This window comes from Bartonella sp. TT119HLJHH, assembly GCF_042193385.1.
Lineage (GTDB): Bacteria > Pseudomonadota > Alphaproteobacteria > Rhizobiales > Rhizobiaceae > Bartonella.
The window spans coordinates 44,926-63,998 of record NZ_JBHILS010000004.1 but is presented as its reverse complement, the minus strand read 5'-3'; the positions used below and the strand labels follow the sequence as shown (position 1 = coordinate 63,998).

14 protein-coding genes are annotated in these 19,073 nt (G+C 38.7%); 3 read left to right on the top strand and 11 right to left on the bottom strand.

Annotation, left to right across the window (positions count from 1 at the left end):
• Window positions 1–270 precede the first annotated feature (270 nt).
• A complete protein-coding gene (gene rpmF, locus ACFIJL_RS03400) occupies window positions 271–450 on the bottom strand; it encodes a 50S ribosomal protein L32 (RefSeq protein WP_005774555.1) in 180 nt (59 codons plus the stop codon).
• 424 nt (window positions 451–874) lie between these two features.
• Here rpmF and ACFIJL_RS03395 point away from each other — a divergent pair, with 424 nt between their 5' ends.
• Window positions 875–1,777, top strand: a complete 903-nt coding sequence (locus tag ACFIJL_RS03395; RefSeq protein ID WP_375622553.1) for a polyprenyl synthetase family protein — start codon at window positions 875–877, stop codon at window positions 1,775–1,777.
• 723 nt (window positions 1,778–2,500) lie between these two features.
• On the opposite strand, the gene ACFIJL_RS03390 is transcribed toward ACFIJL_RS03395, so the two are convergent.
• The 3 genes from ACFIJL_RS03390 to ispG all read right to left on the bottom strand — a co-directional run bounded on the left by ACFIJL_RS03390 (window position 2,501) and on the right by ispG (window position 6,782).
• A complete protein-coding gene (locus ACFIJL_RS03390) occupies window positions 2,501–3,022 on the bottom strand; it encodes a hypothetical protein (RefSeq protein WP_375622551.1) in 522 nt (173 codons plus the stop codon).
• 865 nt (window positions 3,023–3,887) lie between these two features.
• Complete coding sequence (locus ACFIJL_RS03385; protein WP_375622549.1) at window positions 3,888–5,039, bottom strand: MFS transporter; 1,152 nt, start codon at window positions 5,037–5,039, stop codon at window positions 3,888–3,890.
• Between the two features lie 501 nt (window positions 5,040–5,540).
• On the bottom strand, window positions 5,541–6,782 hold the full coding sequence (gene ispG / locus ACFIJL_RS03380; protein WP_375622547.1) for a flavodoxin-dependent (E)-4-hydroxy-3-methylbut-2-enyl-diphosphate synthase: 1,242 nt from the start codon (window positions 6,780–6,782) through the stop codon (window positions 5,541–5,543).
• An 849-nt stretch (window positions 6,783–7,631) separates the two neighbouring features.
• Between ispG and ACFIJL_RS03375 the strand changes: the two genes are divergently transcribed.
• Together ACFIJL_RS03375 and ACFIJL_RS03370 are read left to right on the top strand one after the other, a co-directional pair.
• Entirely contained in the window at window positions 7,632–7,916 is a 285-nt protein-coding gene (locus ACFIJL_RS03375) for a hypothetical protein (RefSeq protein ID WP_375611728.1), read from the top strand.
• Window positions 7,917–8,848: 932 nt separating this feature from the next.
• Window positions 8,849–9,028, top strand: coding sequence for a hypothetical protein (locus ACFIJL_RS03370; RefSeq protein WP_375622544.1), 180 nt, complete (start codon window positions 8,849–8,851; stop codon window positions 9,026–9,028).
• Between the two features lie 1,269 nt (window positions 9,029–10,297).
• Here ACFIJL_RS03370 and ACFIJL_RS03365 read toward each other — a convergent pair.
• The 7 genes from ACFIJL_RS03365 to atpH form a co-directional block, all read right to left on the bottom strand.
• Window positions 10,298–11,305 carry an HlyD family secretion protein gene (locus ACFIJL_RS03365; protein ID WP_375622543.1) on the bottom strand — a complete coding sequence of 336 codons (1,008 nt, stop codon included), beginning with the start codon at window positions 11,303–11,305 and terminating at the stop codon, window positions 10,298–10,300.
• Between the two features lie 31 nt (window positions 11,306–11,336).
• Window positions 11,337–12,965, bottom strand: coding sequence for an MFS transporter (locus ACFIJL_RS03360; protein WP_375622541.1), 1,629 nt, complete (start codon window positions 12,963–12,965; stop codon window positions 11,337–11,339).
• Window positions 12,966–12,987: 22 nt separating this feature from the next.
• Window positions 12,988–13,404, bottom strand: coding sequence for an ATP synthase F1 subunit epsilon (gene atpC / locus ACFIJL_RS03355; RefSeq protein WP_375622539.1), 417 nt, complete (start codon window positions 13,402–13,404; stop codon window positions 12,988–12,990).
• A gap of 108 nt (window positions 13,405–13,512) precedes the next feature.
• Window positions 13,513–15,138 (bottom strand): F0F1 ATP synthase subunit beta, encoded by a 1,626-nt coding sequence (gene atpD / locus ACFIJL_RS03350; RefSeq protein ID WP_375622537.1) that lies wholly within the window; start codon window positions 15,136–15,138, stop codon window positions 13,513–13,515.
• Between the two features lie 19 nt (window positions 15,139–15,157).
• Window positions 15,158–16,069, bottom strand: a complete 912-nt coding sequence (locus ACFIJL_RS03345; RefSeq protein ID WP_375622535.1) for a F0F1 ATP synthase subunit gamma — start codon at window positions 16,067–16,069, stop codon at window positions 15,158–15,160.
• Window positions 16,070–16,089: 20 nt separating this feature from the next.
• Window positions 16,090–17,625, bottom strand: a complete 1,536-nt coding sequence (gene atpA / locus ACFIJL_RS03340) for a F0F1 ATP synthase subunit alpha (RefSeq protein ID WP_375622533.1) — start codon at window positions 17,623–17,625, stop codon at window positions 16,090–16,092.
• A complete protein-coding gene (gene atpH, locus ACFIJL_RS03335; protein WP_375622531.1) occupies window positions 17,625–18,209 on the bottom strand; it encodes an ATP synthase F1 subunit delta in 585 nt (194 codons plus the stop codon). Before atpH ends, atpA begins: the two co-directional genes overlap by 1 nt.
• Window positions 18,210–19,073: the final 864 nt, after the last annotated feature.

Sequence of the window (19,073 nt, the reverse complement as noted above, 5' to 3'; positions counted from 1 at the left end):
AGGGAACCTCAACATTCATCTTAAAGCGAAAATGCACGCCCCAAGCGTGCATTGATCGATGAAATAAAAGAAGTTGACCTCTGGAAAAGAAAGAAAACGCTAAAGTTTTAACCACTAAAACAGAACGTCCACGATACATTCCCTGTTCCACATCGATAGAAGACGATGCAAGGGAACCTCAACATTCATCTTAAAGCGAAAATGCACGCCCCAAGCGTGCATTGATCGATGAAATAAAAGAAGTTGATCTCTGGAAAAGAAAGAAAACGCTCAGTCTTTAACCACTAAAACAGAACGTCCACGATACATTCCCGTTTTCAAATCAATGTGATGAGGACGACGTAATTCACCAGAATTTTTATCTTCGATATAAGTCGGCGCCTTCAGAGCATCAGCCGAACGGCGCATGCCCCTCTTCGCTGGAGAGGTTTTTCGTTTAGGTACAGCCATAAAAAGACACTCCAAATCCATTAAAACAGAAAAAGCAATGTCAAAAATGACAATGCTTCATTTAAAACACCATAAAATTTGAGTATATTATACACTGATAAAAAAGAAGAGGCAATGTCAAAATGATCCTCCTCTTACCAAAAATGACCTTCCTGTTATCAAAAATGGTGTCACAATAATCAAATGAATATCAAAAACACTGCAAAATTTAAGAATTTTATACACCAATGAAAGCTTTTTTATAAGCCCTTCATTCAATTTTTATTTGGTTTAAAAAGGGATTTGCGCATACAGTAGAGATACAGATAAAAAGAGAAGTTGATTTTTAATAAAAAACGACGCCAATTTATGAAAACAAGAAAAAGCAACAACCTTTCTCTTTAAACTTCATAATTTCATTTTTGTAAAAACAAAGGAAGCAAGAATGCACGAATTTACCACCCTTCTTGCAAAACATGGACATACCGTTGAAAAGCGGCTTGATACCCTGTTAAGTGATCAAATCCAAAATGGTGAAATTTCACGCCCTAAAAATTTAATCAAAGCCATGCGCTATGGTGTGCTGAACGGTGGAAAACGCTTGCGTCCTTTTCTTGTAATTCAAAGTGCTGCACTTTTTGATGTCCCTGTAGAACATTCTCTTGATGTTGCGTGTGCCTTAGAATGTATCCATTGTTATTCGCTCATTCATGATGATCTTCCCGCTATGGATAACGATATACTCCGGCGTGGAAAACCCACTGTCCATGTAGCATTTGATGAAGCAACAGCAATTCTAGCAGGCAATGCCCTCTTAACATTTGCCTTTGAAATCATTGCTCATAAAGCTAGTATTTTATCTACAGATATTAGAATCAAGCTGATCACGTCTCTTGCACAATCGGCAGGACTTGGCGGTATGTTAGGTGGACAAATGCTGGACCTTGAAGCTGAAAAAAGACCGCAAGAAAGTACTGACATCATCACTCTACAACACATGAAAACAGCAGCCCTGATAAGCTTTGCTTGCCAAGCAGGTGCCATCATTGGCAATGCATCTAAAGAATTAACTGAAAAACTTACTGATTTTGGGACCTATCTTGGTTTAGCCTTTCAATTAACCGATGACCTTCTTGATGTCACCGCCAACACGCAAACCCTAGGAAAAACGGCTGGGAAAGATGAAACGGCACAAAAAGCCACTTTTGTTCACCTTTACGGCATTAAAGAAACCCAAAAAAAGCGAGATACACTCATCAGTAAAGCAGAAGCATTCTTACATCCTTTTGGCGCTAAAGCACTCCCCCTCCAACAAGCAGCACACTTTAGTGCAATACGCCAAAATTAAACTTCATCTGCCCTATTATTTAGTACACCATCATATTTATTGAATGCATAATAGACTTTTCAAAGAAACGTTACCATTAATCTCCATTATAGTCCTTATCATGAAATAGGTGCGACAAATCTTAAGAAGAATGTCATTAAAACAAGCCTCGTGGGGCAAAACATCAAAGAAAAGACTAAAAATACCTCTTATGAACCGTCTTAAAAGCCAAGGGCTGTCCGCAACATTAGGGGCTAGCAAAGTGAATGATTGTGTCGGCACGTTCCTTCAAAAGTAGAAACATTTTTATTTACAAAAGTGTGTAATAACTTCAATTTAATAATAATCATGGTCACTGTACAACTTTAATTCATCACGCTCTTTATCTCGTTTATTCAATTCATCACATAAAAAGAGAATTGATAAGATTAAACAAAGAATGACCATTGCAACAGAAAGATAAAAAAAGTCCTTATTATTATATATAATAGCGCAATCTAATTTGTGATAAGTAGTTTTTTCAATCCAAGTGCAAATTTCCTCCTTTAAGTGCAATTTTCTTATTAAGATGAAAAGCATCATTGTAAGTGAACCTATGCCTGTTGTAAAAGCTGGAAAATATATCCACCTTTTGAAGCCATAATGAACAAACATGCAACATGGATAAGAAAATGCCGCGATTATTAAGACTATTATAGCCATTGAATATCCTTCGAGAGAATTTTTCTCACTACCCATTCAATGTCATTTGTAAATTCTTCTTGGTTTCATCATGTCATATATCGTGTTTAGCTCTATACAAAAACGCGCTATTTGTTTAACATTTTCATCATGACCAGCTCTCATACTAGACACAAGGTCAATAATTTGTGTTTTGAAACTCATGCCATTTTCACTTGAAGAATTAAGAAATTTTTTCGCATAATCAATCATGGGGTCGGTAGAATTCATAGACATATTATAAGCCCAGATAAAATCGCTTTCTCTCCAATTATAGTCATAACGCAAACTGCTTATGACATTGGGTAGCATTGCCCATGACATCTCCTCATTATAATCACCGCGTAATAAATTAACGAAGCGTCCACATAAAACAATAAGTATGTGACGATGCCATATAATATCAAATTTGGGCGCGATATTCTGATAGCCACGGCTATAGACGAAATTTCTTGCTTGTTCCTGCTTTTGAAAATGTTCAAAAGCCTCGTAATTTTCACTGATATATTTTTCGTAAAGTCTATCGTACTGTTCTAGACTATCCACGCGCGTACATCCCAACAACACAGATACAAAAAAAGAGTTATAAATGTTACAATATGCGTTATGGATAACGATTTCATCGCTTTACCTTTTAATAACTACAATTTGTACGGCTTAACAGATTCCTATCAAATATATCAATATATGCTGTTTTCTTGTGGCTTATTTATAGCAAATTGTACTCAACAATATTGCTGTACTTGGTTTTATTCCCTCTCAAAGAGGGGGATGTCATTCAAAGTTTCCATAGATAAAGTTTATTATCTGGATCAGAAATTTTCTAACATCAGAAAATACAGAGCTAACGCCACAATCAAAGAGAAAATACTCAAAAACGAGCCATAATGAGAATGAACAACGTAAAAAAATTATCTCAACAAGATGATTGATATTTTAAAGAAAACAGCAATAAAACGCGTTAAATATATCAACAATAAAATCCGTCATGAGGAAAGCCTATTTGAACAGGCTATAAATTGTCCGACTGTTTAAATTAGCTCAATGAGATAAAGTGTTACCAGCAAGGAACCAATGAAAATGGGAAAACTGCTCCATCACCATTCCTTAATAAGTGTATAATCCGGCACAATCATGTTCTTTATCAGCGTCCAATCTTATCAGCAACTCTTTGTGCAATATTCATGAGCAGCATTTTTATTTCCTTTTTAACGATTATTATGCCAAGCCCACTTATAATGTACAAGCAGATGACTTTGATTACTTCAACATACATAGATTTTAAATAAGAGTAACTGACACTATTCAGCTTTCTCATTCAACATACAAAAACAACGATGCGCCTTAATAAATCAAAGCCTTGCCCCACTATGAAACCCTATAAAACACGTATCGTAATAAGTTAATATTTTCACTGAACTTTTTTGAGATTTCCTTCTAAAAAAAATACCGCCAACAAGTAAATCAATAAATAAATAGCAAAAATATAAACGAGTGAGAAAAAGCCAAATATATTGACCATATACGCACTCATGTAAAAAAATACCAAGAGGCTAAATCTCCCAACGGTTGACAAGAAAGATTCATATGTAGCCCTGAAATGATCACTAATACTATCGTGCAAAACAACTTCTACACGAAGATATGTATACTTAATGAGATAAAAAATCATACAGACTAAAATGACAGCAATTTCTTTTCTTGGTTCAAAGAAAGCGACTGTAGAAATCAGTAAAGCCGAAAGAAACAACAGTAAAATAAAATTCACTCTTTCACTTAGTTTTGTAAAGAGAAAACTAGCCAAGAGCTGAGAGAACAATATCAGTGAAAATGTCACACCAAGATCAAAATAAGTGACATTAATATGATGATCTTTAAATATCCACTGCCAATATTGCGAGAATATATTGAAAAAGATCAATGAAAAATAAAAGCATAAAGAGATATAAGGAACTTTAATAAAAATAGACAACATCTCCTTAGCTTCACAAATGAGAGAATTCGCTTTATTTGGTTTTTTCTCCCCCTTCAAGTTATCAAGAAAAAACAAACCAAATAGTGTTGTCATCAACATTAAAAACGCCGCGATATACCATATATATTGGCTAGAATAATCAGCAAAATATGCCCCGATTAAACTGAATATAAACATGCCGATGTAATTATATTGAGAGCTGGAACCAAGCACTTTTTTAGTGGATGTCACTTTTGCTTTTGCATATTGAACAAGTAAAGCATTATAGGCTCCAGCAATTAATGTTAGCGATAAGGCATTAAAAGTTTCTGCCAAAAGAAAACCATAAAAGCTTGTAGAAAACCCCATGAGAAAGAGCCATGTAGCAGCAAAAGCAGCTGCCAAAACGATCGATATTTTATAACTTTTTCGATCAGCAAAATATCCCAGAGGAATATCGGTAACCATCATAATAAAAGCCTGAAACGACTTAATGATCCCAATATCAATAAGCGTTAAGCCTTTTTCAAGCATATAAAAAACAATAAAGGCGCCTGTTAAAATCCTTATACCATTAAATAAAAAGCCAAACGCTAATATACTTGTCATGCATTCCCCCAATAACGCCAAAAAAAGGTCCCCGTATACATCATTTTATATCAATATAAAAGCTTACATTTTACGACAAATAGGGCTATAACCGCTATAAAGATCTCCAATCCTATCAATTTGATACCCCAAAAAATACTGGGAAAAAGCCTGAAAAAGCAATAAACAATGTTTTTTCTATAATTTGATATTTGTCAAAATCCGCTAAATACTTCACTGTCTCAAGAGCAGCCAAAAAACCAGCAACAACATTTACGGATCTATCAAAGTATTCATATCGTTTTGCTTAATAGTCTTAACACACTCAAACTCATTAATATCCTTCATAAGCTTCTGATTCTAAAACAGGCATATCATCTGGTTTTACCTATAATAATAAACAACCAACAACAGTATTGACCATAGCTAAAGCAGCATACAACAGCACCCTCTTCACATTGAAGACAGCTTGTTAAAAAAAACGACACACCATTTTTACTTCAACCTTATGCGATTTTTACCTCAACCTTGCCCAAAGCGTGTATGAATATAATCACTCAAAAGCGCTTCAAATTCTTCAGCAATGTGATCACCCCGCAAAGTTTTTACCTTTTGTCCCTCAATGAAAACAGGTGCCGCAGGACTTTCCCCCACTCCAGGCAAAGAGATTCCAATATCCGCATGCTTTGACTCCCCCGGTCCATTGACGATACATCCCATCACAGCAACCTTCAAGCTTTCAACGCCAGGGTATTTTTCACGCCAAATAGGCATATTTTTGTATAAATCTGCTTCAATTTTTTGCGCCAATTGTTGAAAGACCGTTGAGGTTGTGCGCCCACAACCAGGACAAGCCGCAACCACAGGCAAAAATTGCCGAAACCCCATCACTTGCAAAAGTTCTTGCCCCACCTTTACTTCTCGTGTCCGATCACCACCAGGTTTTGGCGTTAAGGAAATTCGTATCGTATCGCCAATCCCTTGCTGTAATAAAATACCCAAAGCCACCGAAGAAGCAACAACGCCTTTTGTTCCCATCCCAGCTTCCGTTAATCCCAAATGAAGAGCATAATCACAACGCGCCGCTAAGGTGGTATAAACAGCAATAAGATCTTGGACGTCACTCACTTTAGCAGAAAGAATAATTTTATCACGTCCCAACCCTAACTCTTCTGCTAAAGCGGCCGAAAGCAAAGCCGACTGCACAACAGTTTCCCGCATCACTTCAGCAACCGATAAAGGATTTTCTTGCTGTGCATTTTCATCCATAAGCCGTGTTAACAATGCATTATCAAGAGAGCCCCAATTCACGCCAATGCGAATAGGTTTATGATACCGACAAGCAATCTCAATAATTTCTGCAAATTGACGATCTTTTTTTGCGCCAAAACCAACATTTCCAGGATTGATGCGATATTTTGCAAGCGCCTCAGCACACGCAGGATGCTCAGATAAAAGCTTATGACCAATATAATGAAAATCCCCAACCAATGGTACAAAAAATCCTAACCTCTCCAATCGCTCCCGTATTTTTGGTACAGCAGCCGCCGCTTCATCGCGATCAACAGTAATTCGAACCAATTGTGAACCAGCTTGCCAAAGAGCAGCTACTTGAGCAACAGTTGCATCAACATCAGCGGTATCTGTATTGGTCATTGACTGTACAACTATCGGGCTCTGCCCCCCAATGATCACATCACCAACAGCAACACCAACAGATCGACGACGCTCAAGTGGTTTAGATAAAAAATAGGTCGTATTCATCAAGTCCTCAAATTTTTAAAACCTGCGCTATCAATTATTACTTACATTGACTTCCTCCGCGCTTCAAAGGACGAAAATTACACCGCCCACCAATCTTAACAGATTGCTCTCAAAAGGTTCTACCTACTAACACTGATGCAATTCAACTCATAGGTGGATTCATTCTATAGACGCACCGGATAAGTTCTACTACTTCTGTTCAAGTTTATACTTCTACACTTGGTTGATTCAAAAAGAAACTGAAACCAAACAGAGACAATACTGTATTTTTAGTTGCATGCCGATACCTTACATCAACGTCATCACAAAACAGTGTTTTACAACACAACAGATAACGCCTAACAAAACACCATTTTTAAAATGCATGAAAGACATCGCCAAATTAATCCAACATATTGATTTATAATAATCAATTTTTTACAAATTTGAATGGCAAACCCAAATATCGTAAGATTTCCTCATTTTAAATCTTCTTAATTGAATCAATCAATACCACTCCCTACAGCCACAAGAGAATATGTAGATAAAAACTCCTTATAAACTATTTCAAGTGCCAAAAGCTATCCCAACACTTTAAACAAACAAAAAAATGAAGACATCGCCCACCATCTTTATGAATGAATCTTACACCATTTTGTAAAAAATTTTACCTTACATCCTTAACAAACACCATCACGAAATGAACTCGGACACATTAAAAAATGCCTCATTAAACTCAAACTCTTAATTCTCATCTCACCCACGCGCGGTATTATCAATGCAACCTTTCAATTTTCAAGCCGTTATAGCAAAACCCCAAACACAATTCCAACTGTCACGCAACAATTTAACACATGAAGGAGTCAATAAATGTGTCTATTTTCACCCCATAGAAAAAATGCTAAAATTAAAAAACGTATAGCACAATTAAAAAGAGAGCTGGTCCCCGTAAATCATTGGAGTTTTCAAAATGATAGCTTTGAAAACATTTCTGAGCTGTTTAACACATGGAAACAAAAAGGCCGTCACGCACTTTATCACCTCAACGAACATGCTACAGAATTAAAGAAAAAAGCGAAAGAAAATCCTAAAAAAACCCTCGCATTAGCAGCAGGAGTCGTTTTAGTAAGCTTCTTACTGATCCGTAAAAATTAATAACACAACCAATAACCTTCCCTTTTAATGCCCGCCTCAAAACGGGCATTTTATGGTTTACAAAATATCAACTTTACGTCTTTCTCCTAACTTTACGCCCTCTCCCAAAAGGATAAATTTCCCATCCGACCAGACTATAATCCAGCTTTTGTCTATCGGAAACCTGTCCACACATGCGATTCACATCACCACCCCTCAAAGGAAAACATTTCTAAAGGCAACAAACAAGCCCTACAACGAATGTGCTCCCCACACATACACTTAACGCATCAAAAAGACGCCTGATACCACATCTCAAATAGAGATATTCACGGGACAATAAGATAACAACTCAAATATTCAATCCAAAACTTCCCCCAATTTCCCAGACTTCTCAAAACTTCATTGCGTATATAGACTAAAAATAACGAATTAATACTGGAAAAGCTTACACTTTTACTCTATACGCCCTCGATTGTCATTTTAATTGAGGAAAGGGAAGGATATTTTGATATTGAAAACCCACACTCTTTTCACTACCAGGTACTTTTTATAAAAAATGCCTTTAGACAAAAGAAATGTTTCTCAACAACAATCATTGCATTTTCCTTTGAATTTCACACGAGCGCATTTGCAATAATTTTTCTATTTTTTTCCAACTCATTTTGCCGAAATATAGAACAAATTAAACAAGAAAAACAACAGCTTGCACATTTTAAAAATCCACTCTCTGATATAAAAAAACGACATGGTTTCTTAAATAAAACATCCGCAGCTCTTCAAAGAACATTCAAAAAGCAAAAGAGTCATGGCCTCCATCGTTCTAATTTTAGTCACTTTCAAACATTGACAGGTATCAGCAGCAGCAAAAATACTGAAAAGAGGAAAGAAAAATTCTTATACTAAAGAGCCATTAAAAAACGCAAAATCAAAAGCAGCAATTGATATTTTTGATGAACAAAAAGCCAAAACACAATATAGAACAAGCTATTTACCAAAAAGCGTGTGAAAAACAAAAAACTATAAAACAGCTCATTGATCAACTTAAAAGTCTTAAAGATACTGATCAAATTCAGCCCATTCAAACGCACTACGCAGCCCTACAAATTCACGAAGACGAGTTATACAAATGAAAGCCTCGGCAATAACCCAACAAGGAAAAGAAGAATGTGAAGCGAAAGAATTTAGAAAACGACACAAAGATTATACCCCACCACTCTGTAGTCATTAAACTGAAAAAAAGAAGCAAAATCATGAACAAAGTCATTACCACAACACGGCTACTCTGCACGGCTCTTGTCTCTACTGGTTACGAAAAAACCTACAGCGTAGCAGAATTTAAAAAGATAAAAAATAATTCGAAGAATGGGCTATGAGATGTGGATGATCAGAAACTTCAAAAAAATGTGAAAACGTACGAATAGCTGATCACGAATTTGCCATAGAACGTTAGAAAAAAGCCGAATATGAAATGGGAAGCTGGAGATAAAAAACGGAAAACCGAAAGTGAAGCTAGAAGAGGAGCTAAACTTTAAGAATTACAGCAAATACAAGAAGAGAATATTCGTAAAATATTTGGAACTGAAAAACAAAAAGAAAACGACTAAATCAGAAAAACATTCATGGCAGCATTGTCTTTAGCCTGATTGATCAGAATTGATTATAAAAATTATAACAGAGCACAATTTAAAAATTGTGCTCAAACTGCATAAAACTGAAAGAAATGGTTCTTTAAGAACTCTTCAAGAAATTATCAAAACACACAATGAATATCATGGTATTTAAATGGCAACAGAAAACGAAAGCATATTGACCTAAATAGATAACGATTTAGTCCCTTACAATGACAAATAGATAACACCATTACACATCTTTCATCGGCTATATCTGCTCTGGTAACTACATTTTATACGCTCTATAGTGTGTCCCCATGGAGTACAATATTATGTACAAGCGTTTTTTAGCTTGATTATTGCGACAGTTTTCAAACTTAGCATCATTATTATACACACAATACACATTGATAATAACAACACATTTATCAGAGATAGATTTTTCAACGATCTGCCTCACATCATTGCAAATATCACACAAAGAGTACACTCAGATAAAAAGAAAAACCTCCTTTCCACACCTCAAAAGATGATATTGCTAGAAACGACAGGCAAATCTTCCAATACTCCATCCCCCCCTACTGAGTTATTTCAAAATAAATGGAAGTGAGTAAAGATGCATGCGCTTTAATATTCTAAGGAACATTATTTTACACCATAGTATAGAAGTATAAGAAGCTTAAGAGCTTTAAAAGATGTAGTATAGCAAACCAAACGAAATCTTCTAACGTAAACAACCACTTGCTATAAGTAAATGACGCAAAAATTAAACTGAAAAAACCCAAAATTTTATCCTCCAGAATCGACTCGCTGCGAAGTATCTACATAAGTAACCACGGACATGCCAGGAATGAGTTTTTCAATCCCTTCCTGCCCAGGATCTAAAGCAATCCGTACTGAAATACGTTGCGCAATTTTGATAAAATTACCAATTGCCGTATCCGTCTTTAACAATGAAAACTCTGAGCCTGTAGCAGGAGCAAAACGAACCACACGCCCTGTTAACTTTTTGTTGTTCAATGCATCAACAGAAAAAACAACCGGTTGTCCCACACGCATCTGAGAAAGTTGCGTTTCCTTATAATTAGCAATAATCCAAATATCATCAGAAATAACAGAGACCAATTGTGTCCCCGGCATAACATATTGCCCTACCCGCGCTCCAACTAATCCAATATAGCCTGTTCGAGGAGATAAAATCTTTGTATGATCGAGATTAAGTTTTGCCAACTCAACACTCACCTTAGCTCCAGCAATTTCTGACTGTAAACTTTGCCGTTCAAGATCCAATTGTTTTTGCAATTGGCGTTTTGTTTCGAGAGCTGTCAAGAGTTGTGAAAGAGGACGAGAAACAGAACTTGCCGCATCACCAAAACCTAACTTTTTACTATCTGGAACAACATTGGAAAATGCTCGTGAACGCGCCAATTCCACCTCTGCTGTATTAATTTCGCCCTGCAAAAGCTGTGCTTGTAATTCAATACTTGCCAGTTTTGCTTTTTTTGAATCGAGAACAGCCTGTGCCCGTGCAAGCTGCTGGCGAAAAAGAGAATCATCGAGCTCAAAGAGCAGCATTCCCTTTTCAACGCGTTGATAATCTTGCACATAAATCCGTGCAATCACCCCAGAGATCTGTGAACTAACCAGAGTAACATTGCCCTTAATAGAAGCATTATCCGTTATTTGAATATTACTCACAAAAGGAGGAAGTCTCCAAGCCCACAAAATCAGCAAAACACCTGTAATACCCGATAGGAATGCAACAATCGTAGCTTTTGACCGTAATGTTTTTATCATTTTTTTGCACCCCTCTTTCTATGACATTACTCTACTTTTCTAATGCGCGCAAAGAGCATGACTTAACAATCATTGTGGCAAGAAAAATAACGAATACAACCATTGAAATATAAAAATAAAGCCGAAAAACGTCATCATAAGCAAAAATATTTGCTGTTAACTTAAATTTCTCTATCAACATAGAAGTACCCTGTTCACTTCTCAAGCCATTGGGAACAGAAACACCATAAGAAGGCGAAAATAAAGTATGCATCTCACCAGAAATAAGCGGATCAGTAATAATAATATTTTGTGTTAAGGACTCAAAGTTCTTATGGGCAAAATAAAATTGAAGGCTGCCAAAAAAAGCCGACCCCATCAATCCCCCTGTCACTTGCGTTAACAAAAAAACAGCAATAAAACTTAAAACGTAACGCGGTCCTCGCTCACCAGCGATCACAAACCCTTTGAAAAGAGCAGGAGGCAAAAAAAGTGCATAACTAAAACTCACCAACCCTTGGCTCAACATCATATCTTGTGGACGTGTTAAATGGTTTACATGACTATCTAAATAAGCTCCCAACGCCAAACAACCCAAAGACAACAAATAAAAATAATCCTCACGCCCCGCCCGTAAAAAAAAGACACAAACAGCCCCCCCTAACAGAACCCCTAATGTCACCGCAAGATACATGGGTGCCATCTCACGATTGAGCAAACCAAAAAGATTAAAAAACCCTACGGGCAAATTTGACCGCTCCAATAAAAAAACATGAAAGATCAATAAAATAAAAACAGATTGGATCATTTCTTTACTGAAAATCCAACGGAGATCAATCAACGGTTTTTCTCTATTAAGCTCAATAATAATAGCAATAGCCAACGAGAAAATAGCAAGTGCGAGCCCCCAACCAATCCATGGTGCTTCATACCACCAATACAATATGCCAACAGACATGATCACAGCATTTAATCCAAGACCAAGAGCAATCAAACCATAGCTTATCCAATCTAACTTTTGAATAACCTTACTACGCACAACAGGCGTTAGGGGCAAAGTATAGATACAAACTAAGCTGATAAGAACCAACCCCATTTCCAGAGCGGAAAGACTGGAAAAACCACCATTTTCCAGCAAATCAGGAGAAATCAAACGTGATAAAGGTGCCGCTAAAGCCGCATTCATATAATTCAAACTAAGACCAACAGTAAACTTCTTTGCTGGAGCAAAAGCCTCCATCATATAAAGCAGCGCAAGCGAAGCCAAAGGAGCAGCAGCAATCCCAGCAAAAAAGCGAATAATCAACGCAGAACGCAAATCCGTAACAAAGAGCTGCAACACGCAAACCAAAACAAAGCCAAGAATTGACAATTCAGCAAAAGCGCGCAGCCCAAATTGATAGCGGATTTTGATCAACATAATCGCTACACTCACATTTGGCGCCATATAGGCCGCTACCAGCCATGTCGTCTCGGCCAAAGTTGCATGAAAATCACCCGTAAGATGGACAATGTTAGACTGAACAATATTAGCCCCTAAACCATAAGCCCATTGCAAAATAAGAGAAGCAAAAATATAAACAAAGCACTTTGGCAAAGGTCCAGCAAAAACACGACCAGGATGAGGAAAAGGTTTTCCACCCCTTTTAGCAGACACAACCGTACTCTTTTTTCGGCTCATGTCATCTTTTCCTGTATACTCGCTACGCTTCTATCAACACAGCACCATCAGCTGACAACTGCTGGAAAAAAGCCTCTATTTTATGATTGTCCTCATCACTTGCTCCCCCCTCTAACGTCGCTTGAAGCTGCAAAATCTGCTGTTCTAATACATCAAAAGAAAGATGCTCTACAGCCACAACGTGCTCTACCAACAAAGAGCAGCCTGAAAAGGTAATATTTGCAACGCCTCCGCAAACAGCAAATAATTGCTCACCCAAAGAGGTGCGAACACGAACACTGCCCAACACAATACTTGCCACCAATGGCGCATGATGCGCCATAACTGTTAAAGAACCTGAAGCTGAAGGAAGAACAACAGACACGACCTGCTCTGAAAACACAATTTTTTCAGGCGATACAAGCTCAAATAAAAAATGCTCTTCTCTATTGTTTTCCACAAAAGTCTCCACAATACCCGATATAAGAACTCTCTGTTTTCTTCAACAACTCGTCCTTGTTAACGAAAAATACCCATGACAGTTTTTTCTTGAATAAGAAGCTTCTTACTAAGAAGCCTCTGCCATGAGACGCTTTCCTTTTTCAAGTGCTTCATCAATCGAACCAACCATATAAAAAGCAGCTTCTGGCAAATCATCATAATCGCCAGCACAAAGACCTTTAAAGCCTTTGATTGTCTCTTCCAAAGGAACGAGTTTTCCAGGAGAACCAGTAAAGGCTTCCGCAACATGGAAAGGCTGCGAAAGGAAACGTTCAATTTTACGCGCCCGCCCCACCAGCAATTTGTCATCTTCAGAAAGTTCATCCATTCCAAGAATAGCAATAATATCCTGAAGCGCTCTATAACGTTGTAAAATGGTTTGCACTTGACAAGCCACCGTATAATGCTCTTCCCCCACAATCAATGGATCCAACATGCGTGAGAAAGAGTCAAGCGGATCAACCGCCGGATAAATTCCCTTTTCAGCAATAGAGCGCGAAAGAACAGTTGTTGCATCTAAATGGGCAAAAGATGTTGCCGGCGCCGGATCCGTCAAGTCATCTGCCGGAACATAAATTGCCTGAACGGAAGTAATAGAGCCTGTTTTTGTACTGGTAATACGTTCTTGCAAAGCCCCCATATCCGTTGCCAAAGTTGGCTGATAGCCCACAGCAGAAGGAATACGCCCTAAAAGAGCAGACACCTCAGCTCCTGCTTGCGTGAAACGGAAAATATTATCCACAAAGAACAGAACATCTTGTCCTTCATCACGGAAACTTTCTGCAATTGTCAATCCTGAAAGAGCCACACGCGCACGCGCTCCTGGTGGTTCATTCATTTGCCCGTAAACAAGGGCACACTTTGACCCTTCCGTTGAACCATTATTCTCTTTTGGATTCACATTCACGCGGCTTTCGATCATTTCATAATAAAGATCATTTCCTTCACGTGTACGTTCTCCCACACCAGCAAATACAGAATAGCCACCATGTGCCTTTGCAATATTGTTTATAAGTTCCATAATGAGAACGGTTTTTCCAACACCAGCACCACCAAACAAGCCAATTTTACCCCCTTTAGAATAAGGAGCTAACAAATCCACGACTTTAATACCAGTAACGAGAATTTCCGAAACAGTCGATTGCTCAACATATTCAGGCGCTTCTTGATGAATAGAACGCGTTTTTGTTGAAGCGATTGGTCCCACATTATCGACCGGCTCTCCAATCACATTCATAATACGTCCCAACGTCGCTTCTCCTACAGGAACGCTAATTTGTGTTCCTGTATCCACGACCTTTTGGCCCCGCATCAGACCATCAGTCGTATCCATAGCAATCGTACGCACAGTATTTTCACCCAAATGCTGCGCAACTTCCAAAACCAAGCGATTGCCTAAATTCTCTGTTTCCAAAGCGTTAAGAATATTTGGCAATGCGCCTTCAAATTGCACATCAACGACAGCACCAATAACCTGTTTGATCTCACCAACAGCGCCTTTTGCATGCTGTTCTTTTTTTGCGGATATATCTTTTTTTACAGGTGTATCTTTAGCGGCACTACGCGCAGGCGCAGACGCACTCTTTACATCCGCTTGAGATTTCGAAGCGGCTTTTTTCACGCTGGAACGAGCAGCTGGTTTCTTTTTTTCACCTTTTTCTGTTCCTTTGCTTGAGGTTACTGCTTTTACCATCAATCCTTACCTTTTCCATTTAAAGCGCTTCAGCGCCTGCAATAATTTCGATCAATTCTGTCGTAATCTGTGCCTGACGCTGACGATTATAAGCCACCGTCAATTTATTAATCATTTCACCTGCATTGCGCGATGCATTGTCCATAGCTGTCATCTTTGCGCCCATTTCACCAGCAACATTTTCCAACAAAGCGCGAAAAATCTGCACCGAAAGATTGCGTGGCACAAGCGCCTCTAAAAGAGAAGCAGCATCAGGTTCATACTCATAAACAATTGATTGTGAATCTTTGCTCTGATCAGTTTGCTCCACAACATCTATTGCCTCAACAACTGTTTTTGGAGCAATCATTGGAATCAAGCCAAAAGCTGTAGGACGCTGATTAATTACGGAAACAAATTCAGAATAAAACAGCGTACAAACATCGAAAGCGCCTTCATTGAATAAATCGACAACCCGTTGACTAATCATTACTGCCTCTGCAAAACCAATTCGTTTTACAGCATGCAAATCGATGTGATCAATCATCAAACCTTTGTAATCACGCGATAAAATATCCGCACCTTTTTTGCCCACGGTAATAATTTTCACTATTTTACCGGCTGCCAATAGTGCTTTAATTTGTTCACGTGCGCGACGGGCGATTTGCACATTAAAAGCACCACACAAACCGCGCTCAGCAGTACACACCACCAAGAGATGCACATCATCTCGCCCCGTACCACGCATAAGAGCAGGCGCATCAACACCATCGACATCAGCAGCAACACTGGTCAAAATATCAGCCATCCTCTTCGCATAAGGACGCGCAGACTGTGCCGCCTCTTGCGCACGGTGCAACCTTGCTGCTGCAACCATCTGCATAGCTTTGGTGATCTTTTGTGTTGCTTTAACCGAAGCGATACGGTCTCTAAGATCCTTTAGTGAAGCCATTCAAGCATTCCATTAATTCATCATGAAAAATTTTTCGCATAAGTGTTAAGAACCGTCATCAACTTATCTTTCAGCTCATCTGTTAACTGCTTTTGCTCAGCAATTGCCTTTAAGAGATCTTGATAATCACTCCGCAAAAGCACCAAAAGCCCCTGCTCAAACCGCGCAACATCAGAAACCGCTAGAGAATCAAGATAGCCATTCACACCCGCGAAAATAACCACCACCTGTTCTTCTGTTTTGAGTGGAGAAAATTGCGGTTGCTTTAAAAGCTCAGTCAAGCGCGCACCCCGATTCAACAGACGCTGGGTTGACGCATCCAAATCAGAACCAAACTGCGCAAAAGCTGCCATTTCACGATATTGCGCCAATTCACCCTTAATCGAGCCAGCAACTTGCTTCATCGCTTTAATTTGTGCAGCAGAACCAACACGCGATACAGAAAGACCAACATTTACAGCAGGACGAATTCCTTGATAAAACAAATTAGTTTCCAGAAAAATTTGCCCATCCGTAATCGAAATCACATTTGTAGGAATATAGGCAGAAACATCATTTGCTTGCGTTTCAATAACTGGCAAAGCTGTCAACGACCCAGATCCATTTTCCGCATTCAACTTCGCAGCGCGCTCTAAAAGACGCGAATGAAGATAGAAAACATCTCCCGGATAAGCCTCACGACCTGGAGGACGACGCAATAAAAGAGACATTTGACGATAAGCTACCGCCTGTTTTGATAAGTCATCATAACCGATCAAAGCATGTTGCCCATTATCACGGAAATATTCACCCATAGCACATCCGGCAAGAGGCGCAATAAATTGCAATGGCGCTGGATCAGAAGCGGTTGCCGCTACGATAATAGAATATTCCAGTGCTCCACGTTCTTCTAAAACTTTAACGAACTGTGCCACCGTCGAACGTTTTTGACCGATAGCCACATAAATACAATAAACTTTGTCTTGCTCTCGTCCCGCCCCTTTTTCATGAAAAGGTTTTTGGTTTAAAAATGTATCGAGCAAAATTGCTGTTTTTCCTGTCTGGCGATCACCAATCACCAATTCACGCTGTCCGCGTCCAATGGGGATGAGTGCATCAATTGCTTTTAATCCCGTTGACATTGGTTCATGGACAGACTGACGTGGAATAATCCCAGGCGCCTTAACATCAACACGACGACGCTCTGTTGCCTTAATAGGTCCCTTACCATCGATAGGATTTCCCAAAGCATCAACCACGCGCCCCAGCAAAGCGGGTCCCACAGGAACATCCACAATAGCGCCCAATCGCTTTACACAATCCCCTTCACGAATATCGCGATCTGAGCCAAAAATGACCACACCAACATTATCAACTTCCAAATTGAGAGCCATACCGCGCACATCATTTGGAAAAGCAACCATTTCCCCTGCTTGGACATTATCCAAACCATAAACGCGGGCGATACCATCCCCAACAGAGAGAACCCAACCAATTTCTGAAACCTCAGCCTTTTGGTCAAAGTTTTTGATTTGCTCTTTTAGAATTTTGGAAATTTCAGATGGTCTAATATCCATCAGCTGACCTCTTTTTTCAATGCAAGCTTAAGCGAAGACAATTTTGTTAGAAGAGACGTATCAATTTGAGACGCCCCCACACGAATGATTAATCCACCAAGAATTGTTGGATCCACAATGATATGTAGCAAGACTTTTCCTCCAATGACACCTTCCAAAGCCTCACACAACTCTTGTCTTTGTTGAGAACTTAAGGGGCACGCAGAAACAATTTGTGCTGTAACTTGGCTACGAGCGCGTGCAACACAACGCTGAAAAGCATGTAAAATACCAAATACGGCACTAAGCCTACGGTTTGCTGCGATAACGCGTAAAAAATTACCAATAACCTGTCCTGCGTTTTTATCAGCAAATTTGATATTTTCACAAACAGACTGCATCACCTTCATTTGCTCTTTGATTGAAAAGAATGGACTGAGCACGAAGCGTTTTAAATCTTCATTTTGCTCCAAGACAAGCAAAAATTTTTCCACTGCCTTTTCAACCTTTTCAACGTTTTCCGCTTCTTGAACGCAATCAAAAAGCGCTTGCGCATAGCGTTGATCTACCAACGGCAGCGGTATGAGAGAAAATGAATCCGACACGAAATACCGCCTCTTTCCCTTGAGCGATTCTCTGATAGTTATCAGATGAAATGAAACAGACACTCCTAATTTTAAGAATCTTCTTCTTAAAACCTAGAACAAAAATCACTTGGTTTCTAGCATAGACATAACCGACTCGCAACACCACAAATCGCTGCTTTTTAAAAATTTTAAATAAAATATTCAAAATATTTTTGAAAAGGATTCTTTTAGATCCCTAGGATGGCATCAAGGTTTTTAAAATACCTCTTTTTGACATTCTCTGAGAGATTTTTTTCAATCTCTTTAATTTTCTTTAATTTTGCTTCCAATGCTCTTTCCTCCCCCAAAAAACGGTTCTTCCTTAACATTAAAGATCACCCACTTATCACCATAAGTGCTTTTGCGAAAAGTGACTGCGCATTACCTCAGGTTTTTGTTTATCGTGTTCTTTAATAAGGTTCCGTCCTTTACGAAAAACAGAGCGCCATTGGGTTGCAGTCTCACGGACTTGTTTTAAAGAAACATTTCTTAATGCTCCCAAGCCTATTTCACGACGGCGCCTATGAATGATAGGATTATGAATGATATAATGGTCAATCCATTGAGTCCCCCATCTTTACGCTCCATAAAAACACAAGCCAGCGCACCATAACACACTTTACCAGCTCGTGGGGGCGCGTGCAGCAGGCCCTTGGAACTAGAGACGGTTCATAAGAGACATTTTTAGTCCTTTCTTATACAGTTTCACGCCTCACGTTCATCCCACTTGTTATGTACAAGGGAATGATTTTGATCAAAAGATTTGAAATGAGAGAATCTTACGATATTCGGGATTCTCATTAAACATACAAAACAATGAATTATCCTTATAAACAATGTTGC